The organism is Nocardiopsis sp. NPDC101807 (assembly GCF_044766605.1).
Taxonomy (GTDB): Bacteria; Actinomycetota; Actinomycetes; order Streptosporangiales; family Streptosporangiaceae; genus Nocardiopsis; species Nocardiopsis tropica.
The window spans coordinates 231,663-254,203 of the sequence record NZ_JBIWMK010000002.1 but is presented as its reverse complement, the minus strand read 5'-3'; the positions used below and the strand labels follow the sequence as shown (position 1 = coordinate 254,203).

Sequence of the window (22,541 nt, the reverse complement as noted above, 5' to 3'; positions counted from 1 at the left end):
GTGCGGCGACCAGCGAACCCACCCCACCAAGGACAGGCGCGTGTCACCCAAGAAACGCAAACGCCGCAAGGACCGGCCCACCGGAACCGTGTCCGCCGCCCCCCGCGCGCAGGGGGCCGACGCGCCCCCGGCGCGCGCCGGGGGCAGGATCAGCCGCACCCCGGTGGTCGTGGCCGACCCGCCCGACCGCAGGATCACCCTGCTGTGGGTGGTGCTGACCCTGGTGTGGGCCCTGGGCACCTTCCTGGCCCTGGCCAACCTGCTGTTCACGGCCATGGACCTGCAGGACGCCGCCGTGGCCGCGGCCGACCCCACCGCCCCGGCGCCGCAGGAGGCGATGGACGCGGTCGGCAACGCCCTGGTGTGGGTGCTGGTCCTGGCCCTGGGCGTCCCGGCGGCCGGCGCCGTCACCGCCCTGGTGCTGCGCCGCAGGATCGCCGCGATCGGCTTCACGGCCGCCCTGGTCCTGTCCGCGGCGCCCCTGCTGTGGGTCATGCCGCCCGCCGAGCTGTGGGGCGCCCTGAGCGCCCACTTCGGCGGCTGAGCCGTGGACCCCGCCGCACCGCCCCCGCGCGCGGGCCCGGACCGGCGGAGCCGAGGACGCCCCGGCACACCAGCCACCACCCCTGCACGCCCCCGTGCGTCGCGGTGCCGCCCGCACCCGCGCCTGGGCCATCATGGATAACCGTGAACACACCCACCCCCTCCCAGGACCCCGAACCGGCCGACGGGGCCGCCCTGCCCGCGACCGTGCGCGCCCGCCTGGAGCGCGTCACCCACAGCGTCCTGGTGGACACCCGCGCCCTGGCCCGGGTCCGCGAGCGCTTCGACGACGAACAGGCCCGCACCCTGGGCCGGTACCTGGCCAGCGCCCAGTCGCCCAACACCCTGCGCGCCTACCGCGCCGACTGGACCTCGTTCACCGCCTGGTGCCTGGCCGAGCACCGCAGGTCGCTCCCGGCCGACCCGGTCGACGTGGCCGTCTACCTGGCCGCCTGCGCCCAGGCCCGCACCGAGGACGGCTCCGGGTGGGCGCTGGCCCCCTCCAGCATCGAGCGGCGCTCCGCGGCCATCGCCGCCGTCCACGGCGCGCACGGCCTGGAGACGCCCACCCGCGCCGAGGTGGTCCGGATGACGCTGCGCGGCATCCGCCGCACCCGCAGGAGCCGGCCGCGCCGCAAGGACCCGGTGGTGCTCTCCACGCTGGAGACCCTGCTCGCGGTGCGCCCCGCCGACGGCTTCCCCGGAGGGGTGTGCCGCCGCAGGGACACGGTGCTGCTGCTGACCGGGTTCGCCGGTGCGCTGCGCCGCGCCGAGCTGGCCGCGCTCACCTTCGACGACGTGGCGGTGCGCACCGACGCCTCGACCGGAACCCCGGCCCTGGTGGTGCGGCTGGGCCCGACCAAGACCGACCAGGAGGGGCGCCACGGCCAGGTCGTGGCGCTGCCCCGGGGCCGCCACCGCCACACCTGCCCGGTGTGCGCGCTGGCCGACTGGTCCCAGGTGCTGGAGGCGCGCCGCGACGGCGGGCCGCAGGCGGTGCGGGACCTGGTGGAGGGGACGGCGGCCACGGCCTCGCCCGCGCACCGGTGCCAGGACTGGCGGGGCACCGACCTGGCCGACGGATCCGAGCGCCCGCTGCTGCCCACGGTCACCCGGCACGGCCTGGTGGGGGAGCGGGCGATGTCGGGGCGGGCGGTGAACGAGCTGGTCAAACGCTACGCCCGGCGGGCCGGGCTGGACCCCGGCGACTTCGGGGGCCACTCCCTGCGGGCGGGGTTCGCCACCCAGGCGGCCCTGGGCGGGGCCACCGACCGCGAGATCATGCGCCAGGGCCGGTGGACCAACCCGCGCACCGTGCACGACTACATCCGCACCGCCAACCCGCTGGAGGACAACGCGGTCACACGACTGGGGCTGTGAGCCCTGCGGGGCCCTCCCGCCCCCGGCGTCTCAAAACGTCAACAAACCCACCAGCAGCACATGAAATCACCCATTAAAGTGCGATCCTTCCCTGATGAGACATTAGGTTGGTTGCGTAAGAAAGGGGACGGACCCATGGTCGACGAGTTTCGCAGGGCGTTCCAGCAACTGATCGACGCCTCGGTCGCCACGGACCCCCGCCACTTCCCTGCGGCGGTGCACACGGTCTACGTGCTCGCCTCCCGCATCCCCGCCTCCGAGCGCGAACTCGCCCTGGAGGCCCTGGCCCCCCTGCTCTCCGGGGACCACGCCGCCCCCGGCATCATCGCCGACCTGTCCGTGGTCGCCGGAGCCCTCGTCGAGATGGGCACCGACCCCGGCCCCACCGGCCCCGAGGTCCTGCACCGCCTGCGCACCATGGGCAAGGGCGCCATCGTCTTCGTCCGCGCCTGGGAGCGCACCGGCGGCGGCCCGCCCCCCGACCCCGACTCCGTGACCGCCGACGCCGAGGCCCGCGTGGCCGCCGAACTCGGCGCCGACGCCCCCAACGCCACCATGTGCTGGTGGACCATCCGCCGCCACGGCCTGGCCGCCCGCACCATGCTCGGTGAGGCCTCCGTGCGCTCCCTGGTCCGCCGCACACCCTCCCTGCACGCCGAACTCATGGCCGTCGCCAACCAGCTCAGCGACCTGCTCACCGAGTTCGACGAGGTCCGCGCCCTGCTGCGCATGGCCGAGGCCACCAGCGCCCTGGTCATGGACCGCCACTCCCAGCGCGCCTTCCGCGTCCTCTTCGACGGCATCGGCGACAACTTCCAGCTCCACACCCTGCTCGCCGACGCCCTCGTCGGCCCCCGCGGCCAGGGCCTGGCCGGGGACCCGCCCGACCCGCGCTGGGTCGCCGCCTTCCGCGACAGCGACCCCGACCCCGCCGCCCAGACCGTGCGCGGCTGGTGGAACCTGGTCGCCCACGACGGCACCTGGGTCTGGAACGAGGGCGTGCCCGCCGAGATCCCCACCGTGGACGGCGAGCCCGTCCTGGTCCTGGACGAACAGCCCTACCCCCGCTCCTGGAACGCCGGACGGCGCCACCCCCAGGTCCGCGGATGGCTGGAGGTGGAGTCCGAACTGCCCCAGGAGGAGGCCGCCCTGTGGTGGAAGCGCGTCGCCCCGGCCGAACCCGCCATCCCCAGCGACGACGAGGGCGAGCACACCCCCATCCCCGAACCCGTCCTGGCCGTGGACGACCCCGAGCCCGGGCGCGTGCGCGGCTTCCTGCCCGAGGAGCCCCCCGCACCGGCCCCGCCCCCCGCCGCACCCCCGGCCGAGCCGTGGACCGAGCCCTTCCCCGTGCCGCCGGCGCCGGACCCCGGGCCCCCGGCCGGGACGCGCCCCCCGGAGCCCGCGCCGCCCGCGCCCGAGCCCCCCGGCCGGGCCGCCCCGCGCCCCGGGACCCCCGGCACCGGGATCCTGCCGCCCCTGCCGCCCGGGGTGTCCAAGAGCGCCAACTGGGGACCCACCTGGCGCTGATGCGCCCCGGGGGACCGCTCCCGCCACGGCGGGGACCGCACCGGACGGGCCCCGCGCACCGGACACCCCCGGGAGGGGCACGGCTCCGCGCCCGCCGGGGGAGCCCGGCGCGCCGCGAGAGCCCCGGACACGGCGGCGCCCCCGTCCGCAGGACCGGACGGGGGCGCCGCGGGCAGGACGGGCCGGAAAGGGGCTCAGGCGCGGTGCCGGGGGGAGTGGGGGGCCGAGTGCGCGCCCGCGCGCGGAGCGCGGTCCTCCTCGTCGTCCTCCTCGTAGAGCCCGTCGAAGTACACCTCCTCCTCGCTGGGGCCCTCGGGCTCGCGGCGCCAGCGCCCGCCCACGAACAGGGGGGCGAACAGCACGAGCGCGAGCGGGACGAACACGCCCAGGGGGAGAAGGACCAGGGCGCCCTCGGCGCCGGGGACCTGGGGCAGCCGCTCCAGCAGGGGCATCCGCACCAGGGACAGGGCGGTCAGGGCGCCCAGGACCAGCGCCGCGCCGAAGGGCAGCATCGGCGTCAGCCGCGGGGGGACCGCGACCAGCGCCACCAGGACGCCCACGCCCACCAGGCCCGCGACCGCCACCGGCCCGGAGCCCTGCAGGGCTCCCAGGCCGGCCGCGTGCAGGCCGCGCAGGTGGGCGAAGGCCCATCCGCACACCAGGACCAGCACGGGACCCAGGATCAGACCGGACAGGAAGCCGACGAAGTGTCGCACGGGGGTGCTCCTCTCAGGGGTTGCGCAGCACCCTAGCGACAAAAAACAAGTTCAGCACAAAATCGCACAAATGACCGCATCTCGGACACCGGTGGTCGCGTGGCGCCCCACCCGCCCACCGGGCCGCAGAACCCGCCGAAGCGGACCGCCCGCACCGCCGGGACCACAGCACGCGAACGGCGGCGAAACGCACCCGCACCGAGCACACGCCCCCCCACACCCGGCCGACGGCGAAGGCCGCCGCCCGCACCCGGACGACGGCCCCCTCCACCCACCCCGGGGCCGGCCACCGCCGGCCCCGCCCCTCACGGGGCCGCGGGGTCGCGCCGGAGCCCCTCCGCCCCCGGCCGGTCCGGCAGCTCCAGCACCCGGTCCGAGGGCCTGGACCCCCACCGGCGCCGGAACGCGTACGCCACCAGCGCCACCGCCACCGAACCCACCGACGCCCACAGCGCCTGGCGCTGGTCGGGGATCACCACCATCGCCACGAAGATCGTCACCAGCCCCGCCAACACCACCCACGTCAGATACGGGAACGCCCACATCCGCAACGACAGGCGCTCGGGCTCACGGCGGCGCACCCGCGCACCCAGCACCAGCTGGGAGGCGCAGATCGTCAGGAACAGGATCAGCAGGATCGCGCCGATCGAGGCCACCAGGAACGGGAACACCCGCCCCGGCCACAGGTAGTCGGCCACCGCCGCCGCGTACCCCACCACCGTGCCCAGCAGGATCGCCCGCACCGGCACACCGCGGCGGTTCACCCCCCGCAGCACACGCGGGGCGTCCCCCTGGCGCGTGAGCGTGAACAGCATCCGCGAGGAGGTGTACATCGCCGCGTTCAGCACGCTCAGCACCGCCACGAAGACCACCACCTCCATGATCAGCGCCGCGCCCGGCACCCCCACCCGCTCCATCACCGCCACGAACGGGCTCAGCTCCGGGTCCACCGTGTTCCACGGCAGCACCATCACCACGACCACGATCGAGGCCACGTAGAACAGCCCGATCCGCCACAGCACGTTGGTCACCGCCGAGGCCACGCCCCGCTCGGGCTCGGCGCTCTCGCCCGCCGCCACCGTGATGATCTCCACCCCGCCGAAGGCGAACAGCACCACCACCGTGGCCGCCAGCACCGCCACCCACCCCTGGGGCGCGAACCCGCCGTGCTCCCACAGGTTGGAGACCCCCTCCCCGTCCGAACCGCTCCACAGGCCCAGCGCCCACAACCCGCCCACCAGCAGGAACGCCACGATCGTGGCCACCTTGACCAGGGAGAAGAACGACTCGGTCTCGGCGAAGAAACGCACCGACACCAGGTTGGCGACCGTCATCGACAACAGCACCAGCAGCGCCAGCGCCCACCCGGGCACCCCCGGCGCCCACCGCCCCAGGATCGCCGCCCCGGCCACCGACTCCGCGGCCACCAGCACCGCGTACATCCACCAGTACACCCAGCCGATCGTGAACCCCGCCCAGGGGCCGAACGCCAACCGGGCGTAGTCGGAGAACGAACCCCCCGCCGGTACCGCCACCACCATCTCGCCCAGGGCGCGCAAGGTCAGGAACACCAGCGCGCCGGCCAGCACGTAGGACACCACCGCCGCCGGCCCCGCCATCCGGATCACCGAACCGGAGCCGATGAACAGCCCCGCGCCCACCGATCCGCCGATCGCGATCAGCGCCATGTGGCGCCGCCTCAGCGAGTGCGCCAGCCCCGCGCCCGTGCCGCCTGTCCCCTTGGCCGCCCCACCGGGCGGCGTCACACTGCTCGTCACCAGCCCCACACTAGGAGCAGCACGGGCCCCCCACGTGCACCGACCCCACAATAAACAGCCCATGACCACACGAATGTGGTCAGCACGACACACCCCCGGCCCGCCACCACCCCGGCGCCCGCCACCCGGGGGAGAGGCCCCGCCCCCCACCCGCCTCACCCCCCAGGGGGAGGCGCACCCCCGCCCCTCTGTGCCACGATCACCCACGTGCGCCACCTCACCCCGCTCCTGCACCCGCTCACCAGCGCCCACACCTACCGCCGCTGGGCCCACCTCGTCATCGGCGGCGCGCTCCTGACCCCCTACGCCATGGCCGCCCTCGTCCTGGCCTCCCTGCTCCTCCAGGGCGGCCGCACCGTCGACGCCGACGCACCCCCCGGCCCCGCCACCTGGATCCTGACCGCCGCCCTGGCCCTGGCCGCCGTCGCCGCCACCGCCCGCATCCCCGGCGTGCGCAACGCCCAACTCCACCTGGCCCGCGCCCTGCTGCGCGGCCCCCTCACCGACCGCCCCGACCCCGCCGCCACCTGGCGCAGCACCGCCCGCACCAGCGCCTTCCTGTGCCTGCACATGGTCCTGGGCCTGGCCGTGTGCCTGCTCACCATGACCGCCCTCACCGAAGCCGCCCTCCTGGCCGCCGCACCCCTGACCCCCGGCCCCCACACCCCCGCCCAGGGCCCCCTGACCTTCACCGGCCACGCAGAACCCACCCGCGCCCAACTCCTGGCCGGCCCCCTCCTGGGCCTGCTGCTGATCGCCGCCCTCCTCTACACCGTCGCCCTGGCCGGCCACCTGCTCACCTTGGCCGCACCCCGCCTGCTGGGCCCCTCACCCACCGAACGCCTGGCCGCCGCCCAGGCCCGCGCCCACACCCTCGCCGAACGCAACCGCCTGGCCCGCGAACTCCACGACTCCCTGGGCCACGCCCTGTCCGTGGTCGCCCTCCAGGCCGCCACCGCCGCACGCCTGCTCGACACCGACCCCGCCTTCGCCCGCCAGGCCCTCACCCACATCGCCGATCAGGCCCGCACCGCCACCGCCGACCTCGACCACGCCCTGGGCCTGCTGCGCGAGGACACCGCCACCCCCCGCACCACACCCCCCGACCTGACCCACCTGCCCCACCTGGCCCAGGCCACCCAGCACACCGGCACCGACCTGACCTGCCACGTCAGCGGCGACCCCACCCGCGTGCCCGCCCTGCTCTCCCGCGAGACCTACCGCATCAGTCAGGAAGCCCTCACCAACGCCCTGCGCCACGCCCCCGGCCAACCCCTCACCCTGAGTCTGGACACCACACCCACCACCCTCACCCTCACCGTCACCAACCCCCTGCCCACCACCCGCACCCCCCGCCGCCCCCGCGGCGGACGCGGCATCACCGGCATGCGCGAACGCGCCCACCTTCTCGGCGGCACCCTCACCGCCCGCCCCCACGACCGCACCTGGCAGCTCACCCTGCACCTGACATGGAAAGAACAACCGTGATCGGCATCAACCTGGTCGACGACGAAGCCCTCATCCGCGCCGGCCTGGCCGCCCTCATCGACGCCGAACCCGACATGGAGGTCACCGGCCAGGCCGCCGACGGCTCCGAGGTCCCCGACCTCGTGCGCCGCACCCGCCCCGACCTGGTCCTGATGGACGTGCGCATGCCCCGCCTGGACGGCATCCAGGCCACCCGCACCCTGCACGCCACCCTCACCGACCCGCCCCGCGTCATCGTCCTGACCACCTTCGACAACGACGACCACGTCTGGGGCGCCCTGCGCGCCGGAGCCGCCGGCTTCCTCCTCAAACGCACCCCGCCCGAGGACATCCTCGCCGCCCTGCGCATCGCCCACCGCGGAGACACCCTGCTCTTCCCCACCGCCCTGCGCCACCTGGCCGCCACCCGGCCCGCCGCCCCCACCCCCGCCGCGCGCGCGGTCGCCACCCTCACCGAACGCGAGTCCCAGACCCTCACCCTCATGGCCCAGGGCATGACCAACGCCGAGATCGCCGACCGCCTCTTCCTGGGGGTGCAGACCGTCAAGACCCACGTCTCCCACACCCTCGCCAAACTCGGCGCCCGCGACCGCACCCAGGCCGTCATCGCCGCCTACGACGCCGGACTCATCCGCCCCAACACCGGCCCCTGACCCCCCACGACACCACGACACACCCACCCTTGCGCAAACACAGGGTGATAACACTGCTACGTTCAGTCATCAAAAGGTTCTGGACGCGACAGCCACACGGGGGAAGCATGCCAACCGCGTCAGCGATCGACATCGACCACATCAGCGGCCTCTACCGCACCCACCGCGACGACCTCGCCCGCGTACGCGACCAGATGCGCGCCCACCACCAGGCCGCCGACCCCCCCATGACCCCCCAACTCGACGACATCGAAGCAGAGATCACCTACCTGCTCCTGCGCGAACACACCCCCGCCCACACCGTCGAGATCGGCACCTACTACGGCTGGTCCACCACCTGGATCCTCTCCGCCCTGCGCGACAACGGCACCGGCCACCTCTACTCCTTCGACATCATCGACCACGCCCCCCGCCACGTCCCCCCACACCTGGCCCAGAACCGTTGGACCTTCACCAAGGGCGACGTACGCGCCAAGATCGCCCACATCCCCTCCGACACCGACTACCTGTTCATCGACGCCGCCCACAACGGCTGGTTCGCCCGCTGGTACCTGCACCACCTCCTGCCCGCCCTCCCCGCCCACATCCCCGTCAGCATCCACGACGTCTTCCACCAACGCCACGCCCTGCCCTTCACCGAAGGCGCCATCGTCCTCAAATGGCTCGCCACCAACACCACCCCCTTCTTCACCGCCTCCAGCGCCCGCGCCCCCCACACCCACCAGGCCATCCAGGACCTCAAACGCGAACTCGGCCTGGACGAACCCGTCCGCACCGGCCACCACAACCCCATGATCTACTTCCGCCTGCCCGTCCTGCCCGGCCACAACCCCCACCCCCACCGCCCACCCCAGCAGCGCCCCGCCCCCCACGAACAGACCGAACCCCACCCCTCCGACAGCCCCTGACCCGCACAAGAAAAAACGGGGGGCGGGCCACCGGCCCACCCCCCACACACCCCCGATCACCCCGCCCCGTCGGCCTCCACCGCCCGCGGCGACCCCCCACCACCCTCCACAGCCCGCTCACGCACCGCCACCACATCCGCCGCATCGGCCACGATCCGCGAGAAGTTCACCGGCTGGTCCAGACTCACCATGTGCCCCGCCCTGGGCACATTCACCAACCGCCCGTCCGCGCACGCGTCGAAGAACTGCTTCTCATGGATCCGGAAATGGTCCCGCGCACCGTTGATCAACCACACCGGCCCCTGGTACGAGGCCAACGCCGACAACGGATCCATCTCCGAGACCGCGTCGATCACCGCCGTGGCCGCCTCCACCGCCAGACCACCGTCCAACACCGCCTCCGCCGCACCATCACGCAACGTCAACCGGTGGAACCGCTCATTGAGCGTCGCACCCTTGTCCGGCAGCCGATCCATCAGCACCGACGGAATCCGGTACACCTGCGCCAACGACTGCGCCGGCTTGGCCGTACAACTCGCCGCCACCAACCCCGCCACACGACCCGGCGCAGCACCCGCAGCCGCGATCGACACGAAACCGCCCAGACTCAACCCCACCAGCAGAGCCCGACCGCCCACACCGTCGATCGCCTCCAGCACCGTGTCCACCGCCCGCCCCAGCGAGAACTCCTCACCCCGCCGCGACCCGTGCCCGGGAAGATCAGGGGCCACCACCGTGCACCCCTGCCCCTCCAACAACTCCACCTGCGGACGCCACATACTCCCCGACACCCGCAGACCATGCACCAGAACGATCGGCACACCCATGACCCGTCCCCTTCCCTACGCCCGGTACCGCACCGTCACCGGCGCATGGTCGGACCAGCGGGCCCCGTGCTCGGCCGCCCGCTCCACCCGGGCCGACTCCGCCCGCGCCGCCAACCCCGGCGTGCACACCTGATAGTCGATACGCCACCCCGTGTCGTTGTCGAAGGCCCGCCCCCGATAGGACCACCACGAGTACGGCCCCTCCTGATCAGGATGCAGCGCCCGCACCACGTCCACATAACCGGCCTCGTCGAAGACCCGCCCCAGCCACTCCCGCTCCTGGGGCAAGAACCCCGCACTCTTCCTGTTCCCCCGCCAGTTCTTCAGATCCGCCTCGGTGTGCGCGATGTTCCAGTCACCGCACACCACCAGATCCCGCCCCTGCCCCTCCACCTCCTTGCGGCGCCGCACCAGATACGGCAGGAACGCCTCCATGAAACGCTCCTTCTCCTCCTGACGCGGGGTACCCACCTCACCCGAGGGCAGGTACAGGCTCGCCACCGTCACCGCCCCCAGATCCACCTCCACGTACCGGCCCGACCCCTCGAACTCGGCCTCACCGAACCCCACAAGCACAGCATCGGGCTCCACACGCGAATACACCGCCACACCGGCCCGCCCCTTGGCCTGCGCCGGAACCAACACCACATGCCACCCCTGCGGCGCCACCACCTCCTGCGGCAACTGGGAGGCCTCGGCCCGCGTCTCCTGCACACACACCACATCGGCCTCGGTGGCCGACAACCAGGACACGAAACCCGGGTCCTTCTTCGCGGCGGCCCGCAGGCCGTTGACGTTCACGGTGGACACAACGAAAGTCGACTGATTCACGCCCACAGAGTAGCCACCCCCGCACCCCCGCAGCGCCCCCGCGCACTCACCCCGCCACCTCACCGCCTCCCAACCGCCGCAACACCCCATAGGTACGGTTGGCCCCCGCCGCCTCCCGCTGCGCACGGTCCGTCACCTGGATATAGGCCTGCGACGACGACAACGACGCATGACCCAGCAAACGCATGATCTCGGTGACCGACGCCCCGTCCTCCGCCAACCGCGTCGCGAACGTGTGCCGCAACGCGTGCACCAGCGTCCCCCGCGCCACCCGGTCGTGCACACCCGCATGCCTGTAGCACTGCTTGACCAGGTACTGCAGCCCACCCCGGCGCAACCCCTCACCCCGGTTGTCCACCAACAGCGCATCCGACCCCCGCACCACCCCGAACCGCGCCCGCCGCGACTCCAGGTAGGCCTCCAACAACACCTCCAACGGCACCTCGATGGGCAGCGACCTCTCACCACCGCCCTTGCCCACCACCCGGATACGCCGCTCCCCGGCACGACCCCCCACCGACTCCACCCGCAACGACAGCATCTCCGCCGAACGCATCCCCGTCAGCAGCGCCAGCGCCAACACCGCCAGATCCCGCTCCGGCCACGGATCCCGCGCCTTGCGCGCCCCCCGCGCCAACGCCTCCAACAACCGCTCCGGGGTGTCCTCGCCCATCAACGGCTTGGGCACCGAGGGCCGCACCCGCGGCCGCGGCACCGCCGACATCGGATTGCCCGCCACCACCCGCTCCGACACCCAGAACGCGAAGAACCCGTTCCACGTCGACCACGCACGCAGCACGCTGGAGGCCGCACGCTCGGCCGCGAACTCCGCGAACGCCCCCCGCAGCACCGTCGCATCCAGGTCCGACCACACCACCGCCCCCGGATCCACACCCCGCACACGGCCCACACACGCCAACACACCCAGCAGGTCACGCCGGTAGGCGGCCACCGTGTGGGGGGAGGGCTTGGCCGCACGCCGCGCCACCAGGTACTGCTCCACGGCCTCGACCACGGACCCCTGTTCAACATCCATGACCACAGCATCCCCGATACCGCAGGCACTTCCACCCCCGCACCCCAGGTGTCGCCCGCCCCACGGGCGCCCACCCGACGGGGGAGCGGACCCCGGCGGGGGAGTGGCCCACCCCCGCCCCCGGCACGAAAAACGGGGGCACGGGCCCCCGCACCCCCGCACCCACCCGCCTCACCCCCCGCCCACCACCTCCCGCACCCCCCGCGCCACCTCCACGTCCTCACGCGCGTGCACCACCAACGTCCGCACCGCAGCCCCCACAGCACTCACCTCACCCTCCACACCCACACCCTCGTTCACCCCCGCATCCACCTCCACACCCAAAAACCCCAACCCCTCCGCCACACGGGCCCGCACCAACGCCGACCCCTCACCCACACCACCGGTGAACACCAACGCGTCCAACCCGCCCAACGACGCCGCCATCGCCGCCACCCCCGCACGCAACCGGTGCACATACACCCCCACCGCCAACACCGCCTGCGCGTCCACACGCCCCAACACCTCACGCATGTCCGCCGACCCCGCCAACGCCAACACCCCCGACTCGTGCTCCAACGCCTCCGCGATCTCCTCCACCGCCAACCCCGCATGCTGGTGCAGCCACACCACCATCCCCGGATCCACGCTCCCCGACCGCGTCGCCATCACCAGCCCCTCCAACGGCGTGAACCCCATCGTCGTGTCCACACCACGCCCCTCCAGCACCGCCGCCAACGACGCCCCCGCCCCCAGATGCGCCGTCACCACACGCCGCACACCACCGGCCACCTCCACCGCCCGACGCCACGCATACGCGTGCGAGAGCCCGTGGAACCCGAACCGCCGCACCCCCCACTCGCTCCGCCACCGCTCCGGCACCGCATACGTCGACGCCTCCGGCGGCATCCCCGCGTGAAAGGCCGTGTCGAAACACGCCACCGCGGGCAGCCCCGGCAACACCTCCCCGACCGCCTCGATCCCCGCCAACGACTTGGGCTGGTGCAACGGCGCCAGATCCCCCAACGCCCTCAACCGCCCCACCACCCGCGCATCCAACCGCACCGGCGACACGAACTCGCGCCCCCCGTGCACCACCCGGTGCCCCACCGCCTCCACCGCCGGAAACCCCTCCAGCGCCGCCCGCACCGCACCCCGGTCCCACACACCGCGCCGCACCGGCACCGACTCCGACGCCAGCACCTCATCCCGCGGCCCCACCACACTCAACTTCAGACTCGAGGACCCCGCATTGACCACCAGAACACGCATCAGTACGGCCACACCCACTCACGCACCTCCACCGGATCCTCACCGAACTCCCGCGTGTACGCCCGGTGCCGCAGACGCTCGTCCACCATCCGCTGACGCACCCCCGCCGCACGCCCGCCCAACCCCCGAACCCGGTCGATCACATCCATCACCAGATGGAACCGGTCCAGGTCGTTGAGCATCACCATGTCGAACGGCGTCGTCGTGGTGCCCTCCTCCTTGTACCCGCGCACATGCAGGTCCCCGTGCCCCGCACGCCGGTACGCCAGCCGGTGCACCAGCCACGGATACCCGTGGAACGCGAAGACCACCGGCGTGCCCACCGGGAACAACGCCTCGTACTCCGCGTCGGGCAACCCGTGCGGATGCGCGCTCGGCGGCTGCAACCTCATCAGGTCCACCACATTGACCACCCGCACCCGCAACTCCGGGAACAACTGCCGCAACAGGTCCGCCGCCGCCAACGTCTCCAACGTCGGCACATCACCCGCACACGCCAACACCACGTCCGGATCCTCACCCGCGCCCGTGCTCGCCCACTCCCAGATCCCGATCCCGCGCGTACAGTGCGCCACCGCCTCCTCCACCGACAAGAAGTCCAGAGCGGGCTGCTTGCCCGCCACCACCACGTTCACGTAGTCCCGCGAACGCAGACAGTGGTCGGCCACCGACAACAACGTGTTCGCGTCCGGCGGCAGATACACCCGCACCACCTCCGCCGGCTTGTTCAGCACCACATCCAGGAACCCCGGATCCTGATGCGTGAAACCGTTGTGGTCCTGACGCCACACATGCGACGTCAACAGGTAGTTCAACGACGCGATCGGCCGCCGCCACGGCAGCCCCCGCGTCACCTTCAACCATTTCGCATGCTGGTTGAACATCGCATCCACGATGTGCACGAACGCCTCGTAGCAGTTGAACAACCCGTGCCGCCCCGTCAGCAGGTACCCCTCCAACCACCCCTGGCACATGTGCTCACTGAGCACCTCCATCACACGCCCGTGCCGCCCCAGATGCTCGTCCGAGTCCAGCACCTGCGCCTGCCACACCTTGTCCGAGGCCTCCAACACCGGCGCCAACCGGTTCGACGCCGTCTCGTCCGGCCCCATGATCCGGAACGAGTCCGGGTTGCGGCGCAGCACATCACGCAGGAAACACCCCAGCACCCGCGTCGCCTCACTGCTCTGCTTGCCGTTGCCCGACACCCGCACCCCGTACTCGCGAAAGTCCGGCACCACCAGGTCCCGCAACAGCGAACCGCCGTTGGCATGCGGATTCGCACTCATCCGCCGCGCCCCCGCCGGCGCCCACTCCCGCAACTCCGCCACCGGGGCCCCCGACCCCCCGAACAGCTCCTCCGGCCGGTAGGAGCGCATCCACTCCTCCAGCATCCGCCGGTGCCCGGCATCGGCACGCACCTGCCCCAACGGCACCTGGTGCGAGCGCCACGTCCCCTCCACCGCCACCCCGTCGACCTCCCGCGGCCCCGTCCACCCCTTGGGCGAACGCAGCACCACCATCGGCCACACCGGACGCCCCTCCAGGCCCGAGGACCGCGCCACCCGCTGGATCCGCGCGATCTCCTCCAACGCCTCGTCCAGCACCTGCGCCATACGGCGGTGCATGTACACCGGATCCTCACCGCCGACCACCAGCGGCCGGTACCCGAACCCCTCCAACTGCTTGAGGAGCTCCTCCTCCGGGATCCGCGCCAACACCGTCGGATTCGCGATCTTGTACCCGTTCAGGTGCAGGATCGGCAGCACCGCCCCGTCCCGCACCGGGTCCAGGAACTTGTTGGAGTGCCAGCTGCCCGCCAACGGGCCCGTCTCGGCCTCACCGTCACCCACCACGCACGAGACCACCAGATCCGGGTTGTCGAAGGCCGCACCGAACGCGTGCACCAGCGAATACCCCAGCTCACCGCCCTCATGGATCGACCCCGGCGTCTCCGGCGCCGCATGGCTGGGCACACCCCCCGGGAACGAGAACTGGCGGAACAACCGCCGCATCCCCTCCTCGTCCCGCGTGACGTGCGGATACACCTCGGTGTAACCGCCCTCCAACCACGCGTTCGCCACCGCCGCCGGCCCCCCGTGCCCCGGACCCATGACGTAGACCATGTCCAGATCGCGCTCCCTGATCACCCGGTTCAGGTGCGCGTAACAGAAGTTCAACCCCGGGGTGGTGCCCCAGTGCCCCAGCAGCCGCGGCTTGATGTGCTCGGGCCGCAACTCCTCCCGCAGCAGCGGATTGTCCAACAGGTAGATCTGCCCCACCGACAGGTAGTTCGCCGCACGCCAGTACGCGTCGACACGCCGCAACTCGTCATGGTCAAGGGCCATACCGTGTGCCTCCCCACAGGGCGGTGCCGTGAGCGGCAGGGGCGGACCGGACGGCCTGCCGGGGCAGGACCCGCCCGCCACCCGCGCACCGCACGGACGCGCCGCGAACCCGCCGGCGCCCCGGCGCCACTACCCGCTCGGGTCTCCTGGCAGCGCCTGCCCAGATACCGGAACGGGAAACGCCCGGCCAGCCGCCGCGGGCGCCCCCTGCGGCGGCGGGCGCGGGCAGGGACGCGGACGCGGGCCGGAAGGGCCGGGAAGGAGCCCCCACCCCGGGAACGGCCCGGGGAAGCCCTCACCCCCGCCAGGCCCGCGTGGCCGCCAACTGGGCACGGCGCACCCCCGTGGTGGGGGAGAGGGGCCTCCACTCCTCCCAGAACGCGACCACCTCCCCGCAGCGGCGCACCATCCACGCGTGCCGCTCGGCCCACGGCGGACGCGCCCCGTACGCGGCGAAGAACGCCTCCAGCGCCCCGACCTCGCCCGGATGGTAGGTGCGCACCACCCACTCGCACCAGGCCAGGTCCTCCACCGGCGCCCCCGGGTGCGCCCACTCCCAGTCCAGGACGGCCGCCACCCTCCCGCCGCCGGGCTCCAGCAGCACGTTGTTGGGACCGAAGTCCCCGTGCACGAACACCTGCCCCGGGAGCGGTCCGGGGCCGGGAAGCACCGCCGGGTCCAGGGCGTGCACCAGGCGCAGCACCCGCCCGCAGGCGGCCATGACCCGCTCGGCGTGCCCGCGCGCCCACAGGTCCTTGGCGTGGACGCCCTCCACGAAGGCGGTGCGCAGCGGCAGGGCGCCTCCGGCAGGGCCCCGGGAGCCGCGGCCGCCCACGCCCGGCACGGGGGACAGGAGCGGGGGGACGGGCACCGCACCGGCGGCGGCGCGCAGGGCGAGGGCCTCGGTGTCCCGGCGCCGTGCGGCGCCGGGGCCGAGGTGGTGTTTGACCACGATGCCACCACTCCTGCGGGTGTCGTTGGTGTAACCGTGAGTGATGCCTGTCATGGGTGGCTCCTGTGTCGGGGGAGGGGTGGGCAGGTGCGACCGCGCGCCAGGCGCGCGGCGCGCGGGGAAGGGGTGGAGGGGGGAGTTGGCCCGGGGGCCCGGTGGGGGCGGGCCCGCACGGCGCCGGGGTGGGGGCGGGTCGCGGGGAGCGCGGAGGGGAGTGGGCACCGGTCGGGGCGACAGCCGACCAGGAGATCACCACAAACCACTCATGTGTCTGCAAAGTTCACCAAAATCATGCATAACACGGTTTATGCATCAAACATGGAGGGATCGGACTCGACCCCCGTGGGGGACGGCCTCGGGCGCCACCGCACCGGGACCTGGACGCGGGACGGCTCGACCCCGCACGCCGCACCTGCGACCCCGGGGGCGCCGACGCCCCGAACAACGGCCGACCCCGGGACCGGGCAGGCCGGGCGCCTCGTCCACAGACCACGAACGGCCCTTGCCGCACACCCGACGACCTGCGGATACTGGGATTCGGGGGCGCCGCACCCCGGCAACGACGGCCGACGGCGCCCCTGATTCCACGCTAACCCGCCACGCCGCACCCGCACCAGGCCGGCACAACACCTGTGGACGGACAGAGCGACGGCCGGCCGGACGGTTCGCCCCTGAGCGCCGACGCGCCGAGGACGGCGCCCAGCGCCCACGGGCCCGATACGCCGCCGACGCCGACCGCACCAACGCACCAACGCACCAACGCACCAACGCACCAACGCACCAACGCGAGGCGAGCACACACGGCCGCCCGGAGCGACGGCGTCCGGGCACGCGAAAAGCCCGCCCACGCGGGCGCTCCAACCCCTTCCCACCACCCCGCCCATATCGCCGATAATGCACATTATGTCAAGTTAGGGCTGCCGGGCTCATATCCACCCGAAGTCCCCGCCCCCTGTCGGCCCGCCCATCGCCCGCCCGCACGTCACCCGGCCCACTCGCCTGAACCGCCCGCACCCGCCGACCCTCCGGCCCCCACACCGCACCAACAGGCACACAAAACCCGACAAGCTCGGCCGTTCACCCCCACCACCACGCACACACCACCTATTCTGCGCACATGCTCATCCGAACCCTGTGCCGCAGCTGCCTGGGCAGCGGCACACGCCTGGCACTCCTGGCCCACCTCACCGGACCCGGCTCCCCCACCCCCACGCCGACCCCCGACCACCCCGCCCCCGACCTCGTGGACCAGGCCCTGGCACCCCACCCCTGCCCCCACTGCGACGGCTCCGGCCACCACCTGCTCGCCGCCACCACACGCCCCCCACCCCCGAAAGACGCGATTTAACCACCCACCGGATACCGACATGTATACGTAACCACCGGGCACGCCCCACGAAACACCCCGACACCAGCCTCCTAGGTGCACCCCCACCCCCGACCCCCTAGGAGATGGGCACACGTGGCACGCACCCGCCCGCGCACAACACCCCTGGCCGCCACCGCACTCGCCCTGGCCCTGACCGCCACCGCCTGCGCCCCCGCAGGCACCGGAACCGACGACGACACCGTCACCGTCGGCCTGCTCCACTCACTCTCCGGCACCATGGCCATCAGCGAGGTCACCGTCCACGACGCCGTCCAACTCGCCATCGACGAGATCAACGCCGACGGCGGCGTCCTGGGACGCCGCATCGAGCCCATCGTCGAGGACGGCGCCTCCGACGAGGCCACCTTCGCCGAACGCGCCCAAAAACTCCTCCAGTCCGACGGCGTCGCCACCGTCTTCGGCGGCTGGACCTCCGCCTCCCGCAAGGCGATGCTCCCCGTCTTCGAGCGCAACGACGGCCTGCTGTGGTACCCGGTCCAGTACGAAGGCCTCGAAGCCTCCCCCAACATCGTCTACACCGGCGCCACCACCAACCAGCAGATCATCCCCGCCCTGGACTACCTGCGCGAAGAAGGCCACACCAGCCTCTACCTCGTCGGCTCCGACTACGTCTTCCCGCGCACCGCCAACCAGATCATCACCGCCTACGCCCAGGCCCACGACATGGACGTCACCGCCCAGGAGTACACACCCCTGGGCCACACCGAGTACGCCACCATCACCGACGACATCGCCCGCACCGAACCCGACGCCGTCTTCAACACCCTCAACGGCGACTCCAACGTCAGCTTCTTCCAACAGCTGCGCTCGGCCGGGGTCAGCGCCCAGGACACCCCCGTCCTGAGCGTCAGCGTCGCCGAGGAGGAGATCGAGGGCATCGGCGCCGACAACATCACCGGCCACCTCACCGCCTGGAACTACTACCAGAGCACCCCCACCGACACCAACACCGGTTTCGTCGAGGCCTTCACCGACGCCTACGGCGAGGAACGGGTCACCTCCGACCCCATGCAGTCCGCCTACAACGCCGTCCACCTGTGGAGGGCCGCCGTCGAGGAAGCCGGCAGCTTCGAGGTCGCCGACGTCCGCCAAGCCCTGGACGGCACCACCTTCGACGCCCCCGAAGGCACCATCACCATCGACGGCGCCACCCAGCACGTCGTCAAGACCGCCCGCATCGGCCAGGTCAACGACCAGGGCCTCATCGACGAGATCTGGGCCTCCCCCCAGCCCATCACCCCCGACCCCTACCTCGAGGGCTACGACTGGGCCGCCGCCCTCACCGGCTGAGACCACCGCCCGGCGGCCGGACCCCGACCCCTACGGGCCCGCCCCGGCCGCCCCGACCCCACAAGGAGCCGCGGTGGACGCCCTCGTCAACCAACTCCCCACCGGACTGGCCATCGGCGCCGTCCTCCTCCTGGCAGCCCTGGGCCTGAACTTCACCTTCGGCCAGATGGGCGTCATCAACATGGCCCACGGCGAGTTCATCATGGTCGGCGCCTACACCGCCTACGTCCTGCACGCCTGGGCCGGCCTGGACCCCACCTGGTCCCTCATCGCCGCCCTCCCCCTGGCCTTCACCCTCACCGGCACCCTGGGCTGGCTCCTCGAACTCGGCCTCATCCGCCACTTCTACGGGCGCCCCCTGGACACCCTCCTGCTCACCTTCGGCATCGGCATGATCCTCCAACAGGCCGCACGCGACATCTTCGGCGCCCCCAACGTCGACGTCCCCGCACCCGGCTGGCTCACCGACGGCACCACCCTGCCGGGCGGCATCCGCCTGCACCACTCACGCCTGTTCATCCTCGCCCTGGCTCTGGTCTGCGTCCTGGCCATCGCCCACCACCTGCACCGCACCCACCAGGGCCGCCAGATGCGCGCCGTCATCCACAACCGCGACCTGGCCGGCGTCAGCGGCATCAACACCCGCAAGGTCGACGCCACCACCTTCTTCATCGGCTCCGGCCTGGCCGGTGTCGCCGGCGTCGCCCTCACCCTCATCGGCCCCACCGGCCCCACCCTGGGCGCCAACTACATCGTCGACGCGTTCCTCGTCGTGGTCATCGGCGGCCTGGGCCGACTGCGCGGCACCGTCATAGCCGCCTTCGCCCTGGGCATCCTCAACGCCACCGCCCAGGCCTGGACCGACGCCTCCCTGGCCAAACTCCTCGTCTTCGCCGCCATCATCGCCTTCCTCCAGGCCCGCCCCCAGGGACTGTTCACCGTCAAGACGAGAGCGCTGACATGACCCCCACCCCCGCGCCCACCCCCGCGCCCGGGCGGCGCACGCCCCTGGCCCGCCTGCGCGGCCCCGCCACCTTCCTCGCCCTGCTCGCCGCCGCCCTCCTACTCCTCCCCCACCTCCTCGAACCCTTCCGCCTCAACCTCCTCACCCAGTACCTGTGCTACTCCATCGTCGCCCTGGGCATCGCCCTGGCCTGGGGCCGCGGCGGCATGCTCACCCTCGGCCACGGCGTTTACTTCGGCCTGGGCGCCTACGCCATGGCCATCCACCTGACCCTGGCCGCCACCGCCGCCGACCCCCTCACCCGCGGCCGGCTCCCCCAGTTCATGACCTGGTCCGGGCTCACCGAACTCCCCTGGTTCTGGCAGGCCCTCACCCACCCCGCCGCCGCCCTCACCACCGCCCTGCTCCTACCCGCCGCCCTGGCCACCCTCCTGGGCTGGTCCGTGTTCCGCCAACGCGTACGCGGCGCCTACTTCGCCCTCCTCAACCAGGCCCTGGCCGCCGCCTTCGTCATCCTCCTCATCGGCCAACAACACCTCACCGGCGGCTCCAACGGACTCACCGACTTCCCCGTCTTCGCCGGCCACAGCCTCTACACCCCCACCGCCCAGACCACCCTCTACACCCTCACCGTCCTGACCCTGGCCGCCACCTACCTGCTCCTGCGCCACCTCACCCGCAGCCGCTACGGCAGACTCCTCATCGCCATCCGCGACGGCGAGGACCGCGTCCGCTACCTCGGCTACGACCCCACCTGGGCCAAAACCCTCGCCTACGCCCTCTCCGCCACCACCGCGGGCGCCGCCGGAGCCCTCTTCGTCCCCGTCATGGGCATCATCTCCCCCACCCTCATCGGCGTCGTCCCCTCGATCATGATGGTCCTGGCCGTGGCCATCGGCGGCCGCCACTCCCTGGCCGGCGCCGCCGCCGGCGCCCTCATCATGAACACCGCCCAGACCGCCTTCTCCGAAACCTTCACCGCGGGCTGGACCTACCTCCAAGGCGCCCTGTTCGTCATCGTCATCGCCCTGGCCCCCCACGGCCTGGCCGGACTCGCCCACACCGCCCGAACCGCCCTGCGCCGCCCACGCACCCCCGCCCAGGAGACCGCCACCGCCGGGAGCACCCCGTGACCCTGCTCGACATCCGCGACCTCACCGTCACCTTCGGCGCCTTCACCGCCCTGGACCACATCGACCTCACCCTCGACCACGGCGAACTCCGCTTCCTCATCGGCCCCAATGGCGCCGGAAAAACCACCCTCATCGACACCATCACCGGCCGCACCCGCCCCACCAGCGGCACCATCACCTTCAACGGCCACACCCTCAACAAACGCAGCGAACACCACATCGTCCGCGCCGGCATCGGCCGCACCTTCCAGACCAGCGTCGTCTTCGAGCACCTCACCGTCGCCGACAACGTCGACCTGGCCGCGTCCTTCCGCCTGCGCCCCTGGCAACTCCTGCGCCGCCCCCGCACCCCCCACCCCCAGGTCCCCGACCTCCTCGAACGCGTCGGCCTGACCCCCCACACCCACGCCCCCGCCGGCACCCTCTCCCACGGCCAACGCCAATGGCTGGAGATCGCCATGCTCCTGGCCCAACACCCCCGGCTCCTGCTCCTGGACGAACCCGTCGCCGGCATGAGCGCCGCGGAGCGCACCCTCACCGGCGAACTCCTCACCCAGATCGCCGCCGACCACACCGTCGTCGTCATCGAACACGACATGGACTTCCTGCGCCGCTACGCCCGCCAGGTCACCGTCCTGCACGAAGGACGCATCCTCACCCACGGCGACCTGGCCACCGTCCAAAGCGACCCCCGCGTCCAGGAGGTCTACCTCGGCCGCACCCCCCAGGAGACCCGCCCGTGAACACACCCCACCTGAGCATCCACGGCCTCCACGCCGGCTACGGGCGCGCCCGCGTCCTGTTCGACATCAACCTCACCATCGCCCCCGGCACCATCGCCTGCGTCATGGGCCGCAACGGCGTCGGAAAAACCACCCTCCTCAACACCATCGCCGGACTCCTCACCCCCACCGCCGGCACCATCACCCACAACGGCACCGACATCACCCGCCACCCCCCGCACACCCGCACCCGCAACGGCCTCGCCTACGCCCCCCAGGGCCACGCCACCTTCGCCCCCCTCACCGTCGCCGACAACCTCCACCTCGCCCACCGGGCCGCACGAAGAGGCGGCCCCGAACTCATCGACGCCGCCCTGGACCGCTTCCCCCGCCTCCACCCCCTCCTGCACCGCCGCGCCGGACTCCTCTCCGGAGGACAGGCCCAACAACTCGCCATCGCCCGCGCCCTGGTCACCGACCCCACCCTGCTCATCCTCGACGAACCCACCGAAGGCATCCAGCCCTCCATCGTCGCCGAGATCGAACAGGCCATCACCCACATCGCCGCCCAGGGCATCACCGTCCTGCTCGTCGAGCAGTACCTCGACCTGGCCCTGCGCCTGGCCGACACCGTCACCGTCATCGACGCCGGCCGCATCGTCCACAGCGGCGACCGCGCCGACCTCACCGACGACACCGCCCACGCCCTCATGGCCATCTGAGAACCCCTGAACCGAACTTTCCCCAGCCTTGCCCACCAGCGGGTTCACCCCCGCGCCCCACCGTGATCGACTCGGCAAC

At 72.6% G+C, this 22,541-nt stretch carries 20 protein-coding genes; 12 read left to right on the top strand and 8 right to left on the bottom strand.

Translation table 11 applies throughout. From position 1 onward, the window contains the following. The first annotated feature begins 40 nt into the window (after nt 1-40). The 3 genes from ACIRPH_RS06255 to ACIRPH_RS06245 all read left to right on the top strand — a co-directional run bounded on the left by ACIRPH_RS06255 (nt 41) and on the right by ACIRPH_RS06245 (nt 3,453). Complete coding sequence (locus ACIRPH_RS06255; protein WP_402910034.1) at nt 41-544, top strand: hypothetical protein; 504 nt, start codon at nt 41-43, stop codon at nt 542-544. A 143-nt stretch (nt 545-687) separates the two neighbouring features. Then, on the top strand, nt 688-1,923 hold the full coding sequence (locus tag ACIRPH_RS06250; RefSeq protein WP_402910032.1) for a site-specific integrase: 1,236 nt from the start codon (nt 688-690) through the stop codon (nt 1,921-1,923). Nucleotides 1,924-2,058: 135 nt separating this feature from the next. Next, entirely contained in the window at nt 2,059-3,453 is a 1,395-nt protein-coding gene (locus ACIRPH_RS06245) for a hypothetical protein (protein ID WP_402910030.1), read from the top strand. 194 nt (nt 3,454-3,647) lie between these two features. Here the strand turns inward: ACIRPH_RS06245 and ACIRPH_RS06240 are convergent, their stop codons facing one another. Together ACIRPH_RS06240 and ACIRPH_RS06235 are read right to left on the bottom strand one after the other, a co-directional pair. Continuing rightward, complete coding sequence (locus ACIRPH_RS06240; protein ID WP_402910028.1) at nt 3,648-4,169, bottom strand: hypothetical protein; 522 nt, start codon at nt 4,167-4,169, stop codon at nt 3,648-3,650. A gap of 305 nt (nt 4,170-4,474) precedes the next feature. Beyond that, the gene (locus ACIRPH_RS06235) at nt 4,475-5,857 is read right to left on the bottom strand and encodes an amino acid permease (RefSeq protein ID WP_402911603.1); all 1,383 of its coding nucleotides are present in this window, start codon (nt 5,855-5,857) and stop codon (nt 4,475-4,477) included. 297 nt (nt 5,858-6,154) lie between these two features. Here ACIRPH_RS06235 and ACIRPH_RS06230 point away from each other — a divergent pair, with 297 nt between their 5' ends. From ACIRPH_RS06230 to ACIRPH_RS06220, 3 genes are all read left to right on the top strand, one after another. Continuing rightward, entirely contained in the window at nt 6,155-7,435 is a 1,281-nt protein-coding gene (locus ACIRPH_RS06230) for a histidine kinase (RefSeq protein WP_402910026.1), read from the top strand. After that, nucleotides 7,432-8,088, top strand: coding sequence for a response regulator (locus ACIRPH_RS06225; RefSeq protein WP_402911600.1), 657 nt, complete (start codon nt 7,432-7,434; stop codon nt 8,086-8,088). Before ACIRPH_RS06230 ends, ACIRPH_RS06225 begins: the two co-directional genes overlap by 4 nt. 107 nt (nt 8,089-8,195) lie before the next feature. After that, complete coding sequence (locus ACIRPH_RS06220) at nt 8,196-8,996, top strand: class I SAM-dependent methyltransferase (RefSeq protein WP_402910023.1); 801 nt, start codon at nt 8,196-8,198, stop codon at nt 8,994-8,996. Between the two features lie 56 nt (nt 8,997-9,052). Here the strand turns inward: ACIRPH_RS06220 and ACIRPH_RS06215 are convergent, their stop codons facing one another. The 6 genes from ACIRPH_RS06215 to ACIRPH_RS06190 form a co-directional block, all read right to left on the bottom strand. Continuing rightward, a complete protein-coding gene (locus ACIRPH_RS06215; RefSeq protein WP_344097384.1) occupies nt 9,053-9,823 on the bottom strand; it encodes an alpha/beta hydrolase in 771 nt (256 codons plus the stop codon). Nucleotides 9,824-9,838: 15 nt separating this feature from the next. Then, nucleotides 9,839-10,654: an exodeoxyribonuclease III gene (locus tag ACIRPH_RS06210; RefSeq protein WP_402910020.1), complete on the bottom strand. Its 816-nt coding sequence runs from the start codon at nt 10,652-10,654 to the stop codon at nt 9,839-9,841. Nucleotides 10,655-10,700: 46 nt separating this feature from the next. Then, nucleotides 10,701-11,690, bottom strand: coding sequence for a tyrosine-type recombinase/integrase (locus ACIRPH_RS06205; protein ID WP_402910018.1), 990 nt, complete (start codon nt 11,688-11,690; stop codon nt 10,701-10,703). A 171-nt stretch (nt 11,691-11,861) separates the two neighbouring features. After that, entirely contained in the window at nt 11,862-12,941 is a 1,080-nt protein-coding gene (locus tag ACIRPH_RS06200; RefSeq protein WP_402911597.1) for an acetate/propionate family kinase, read from the bottom strand. Further along, nucleotides 12,941-15,289, bottom strand: coding sequence for a phosphoketolase (locus ACIRPH_RS06195; protein WP_402910016.1), 2,349 nt, complete (start codon nt 15,287-15,289; stop codon nt 12,941-12,943). Before ACIRPH_RS06195 ends, ACIRPH_RS06200 begins: the two co-directional genes overlap by 1 nt. A 295-nt stretch (nt 15,290-15,584) precedes the next feature. Next, a complete protein-coding gene (locus ACIRPH_RS06190) occupies nt 15,585-16,295 on the bottom strand; it encodes a phosphotransferase family protein (RefSeq protein WP_402910013.1) in 711 nt (236 codons plus the stop codon). 1,063 nt (nt 16,296-17,358) lie between these two features. Here ACIRPH_RS06190 and ACIRPH_RS06185 point away from each other — a divergent pair. From ACIRPH_RS06185 to ACIRPH_RS06160, 6 genes are all read left to right on the top strand, one after another. Then, the gene (locus tag ACIRPH_RS06185) at nt 17,359-17,589 is read left to right on the top strand and encodes a hypothetical protein (RefSeq protein WP_402910011.1); all 231 of its coding nucleotides are present in this window, start codon (nt 17,359-17,361) and stop codon (nt 17,587-17,589) included. A 114-nt stretch (nt 17,590-17,703) separates the two neighbouring features. Continuing rightward, nucleotides 17,704-18,921, top strand: coding sequence for an urea ABC transporter substrate-binding protein (gene urtA / locus ACIRPH_RS06180; protein WP_402910009.1), 1,218 nt, complete (start codon nt 17,704-17,706; stop codon nt 18,919-18,921). A 73-nt stretch (nt 18,922-18,994) separates the two neighbouring features. After that, complete coding sequence (gene urtB / locus ACIRPH_RS06175) at nt 18,995-19,885, top strand: urea ABC transporter permease subunit UrtB (protein ID WP_402910006.1); 891 nt, start codon at nt 18,995-18,997, stop codon at nt 19,883-19,885. Then, entirely contained in the window at nt 19,882-21,018 is a 1,137-nt protein-coding gene (gene urtC / locus ACIRPH_RS06170) for an urea ABC transporter permease subunit UrtC (protein WP_402910004.1), read from the top strand. The genes urtB and urtC overlap by 4 nt, the downstream gene beginning before the upstream one ends. After that, entirely contained in the window at nt 21,015-21,761 is a 747-nt protein-coding gene (gene urtD / locus ACIRPH_RS06165; protein ID WP_402910002.1) for an urea ABC transporter ATP-binding protein UrtD, read from the top strand. The genes urtC and urtD overlap by 4 nt, the downstream gene beginning before the upstream one ends. Then, entirely contained in the window at nt 21,758-22,462 is a 705-nt protein-coding gene (locus tag ACIRPH_RS06160) for an ABC transporter ATP-binding protein (RefSeq protein ID WP_402909999.1), read from the top strand. Before urtD ends, ACIRPH_RS06160 begins: the two co-directional genes overlap by 4 nt. Nucleotides 22,463-22,541 lie beyond the last annotated feature (79 nt).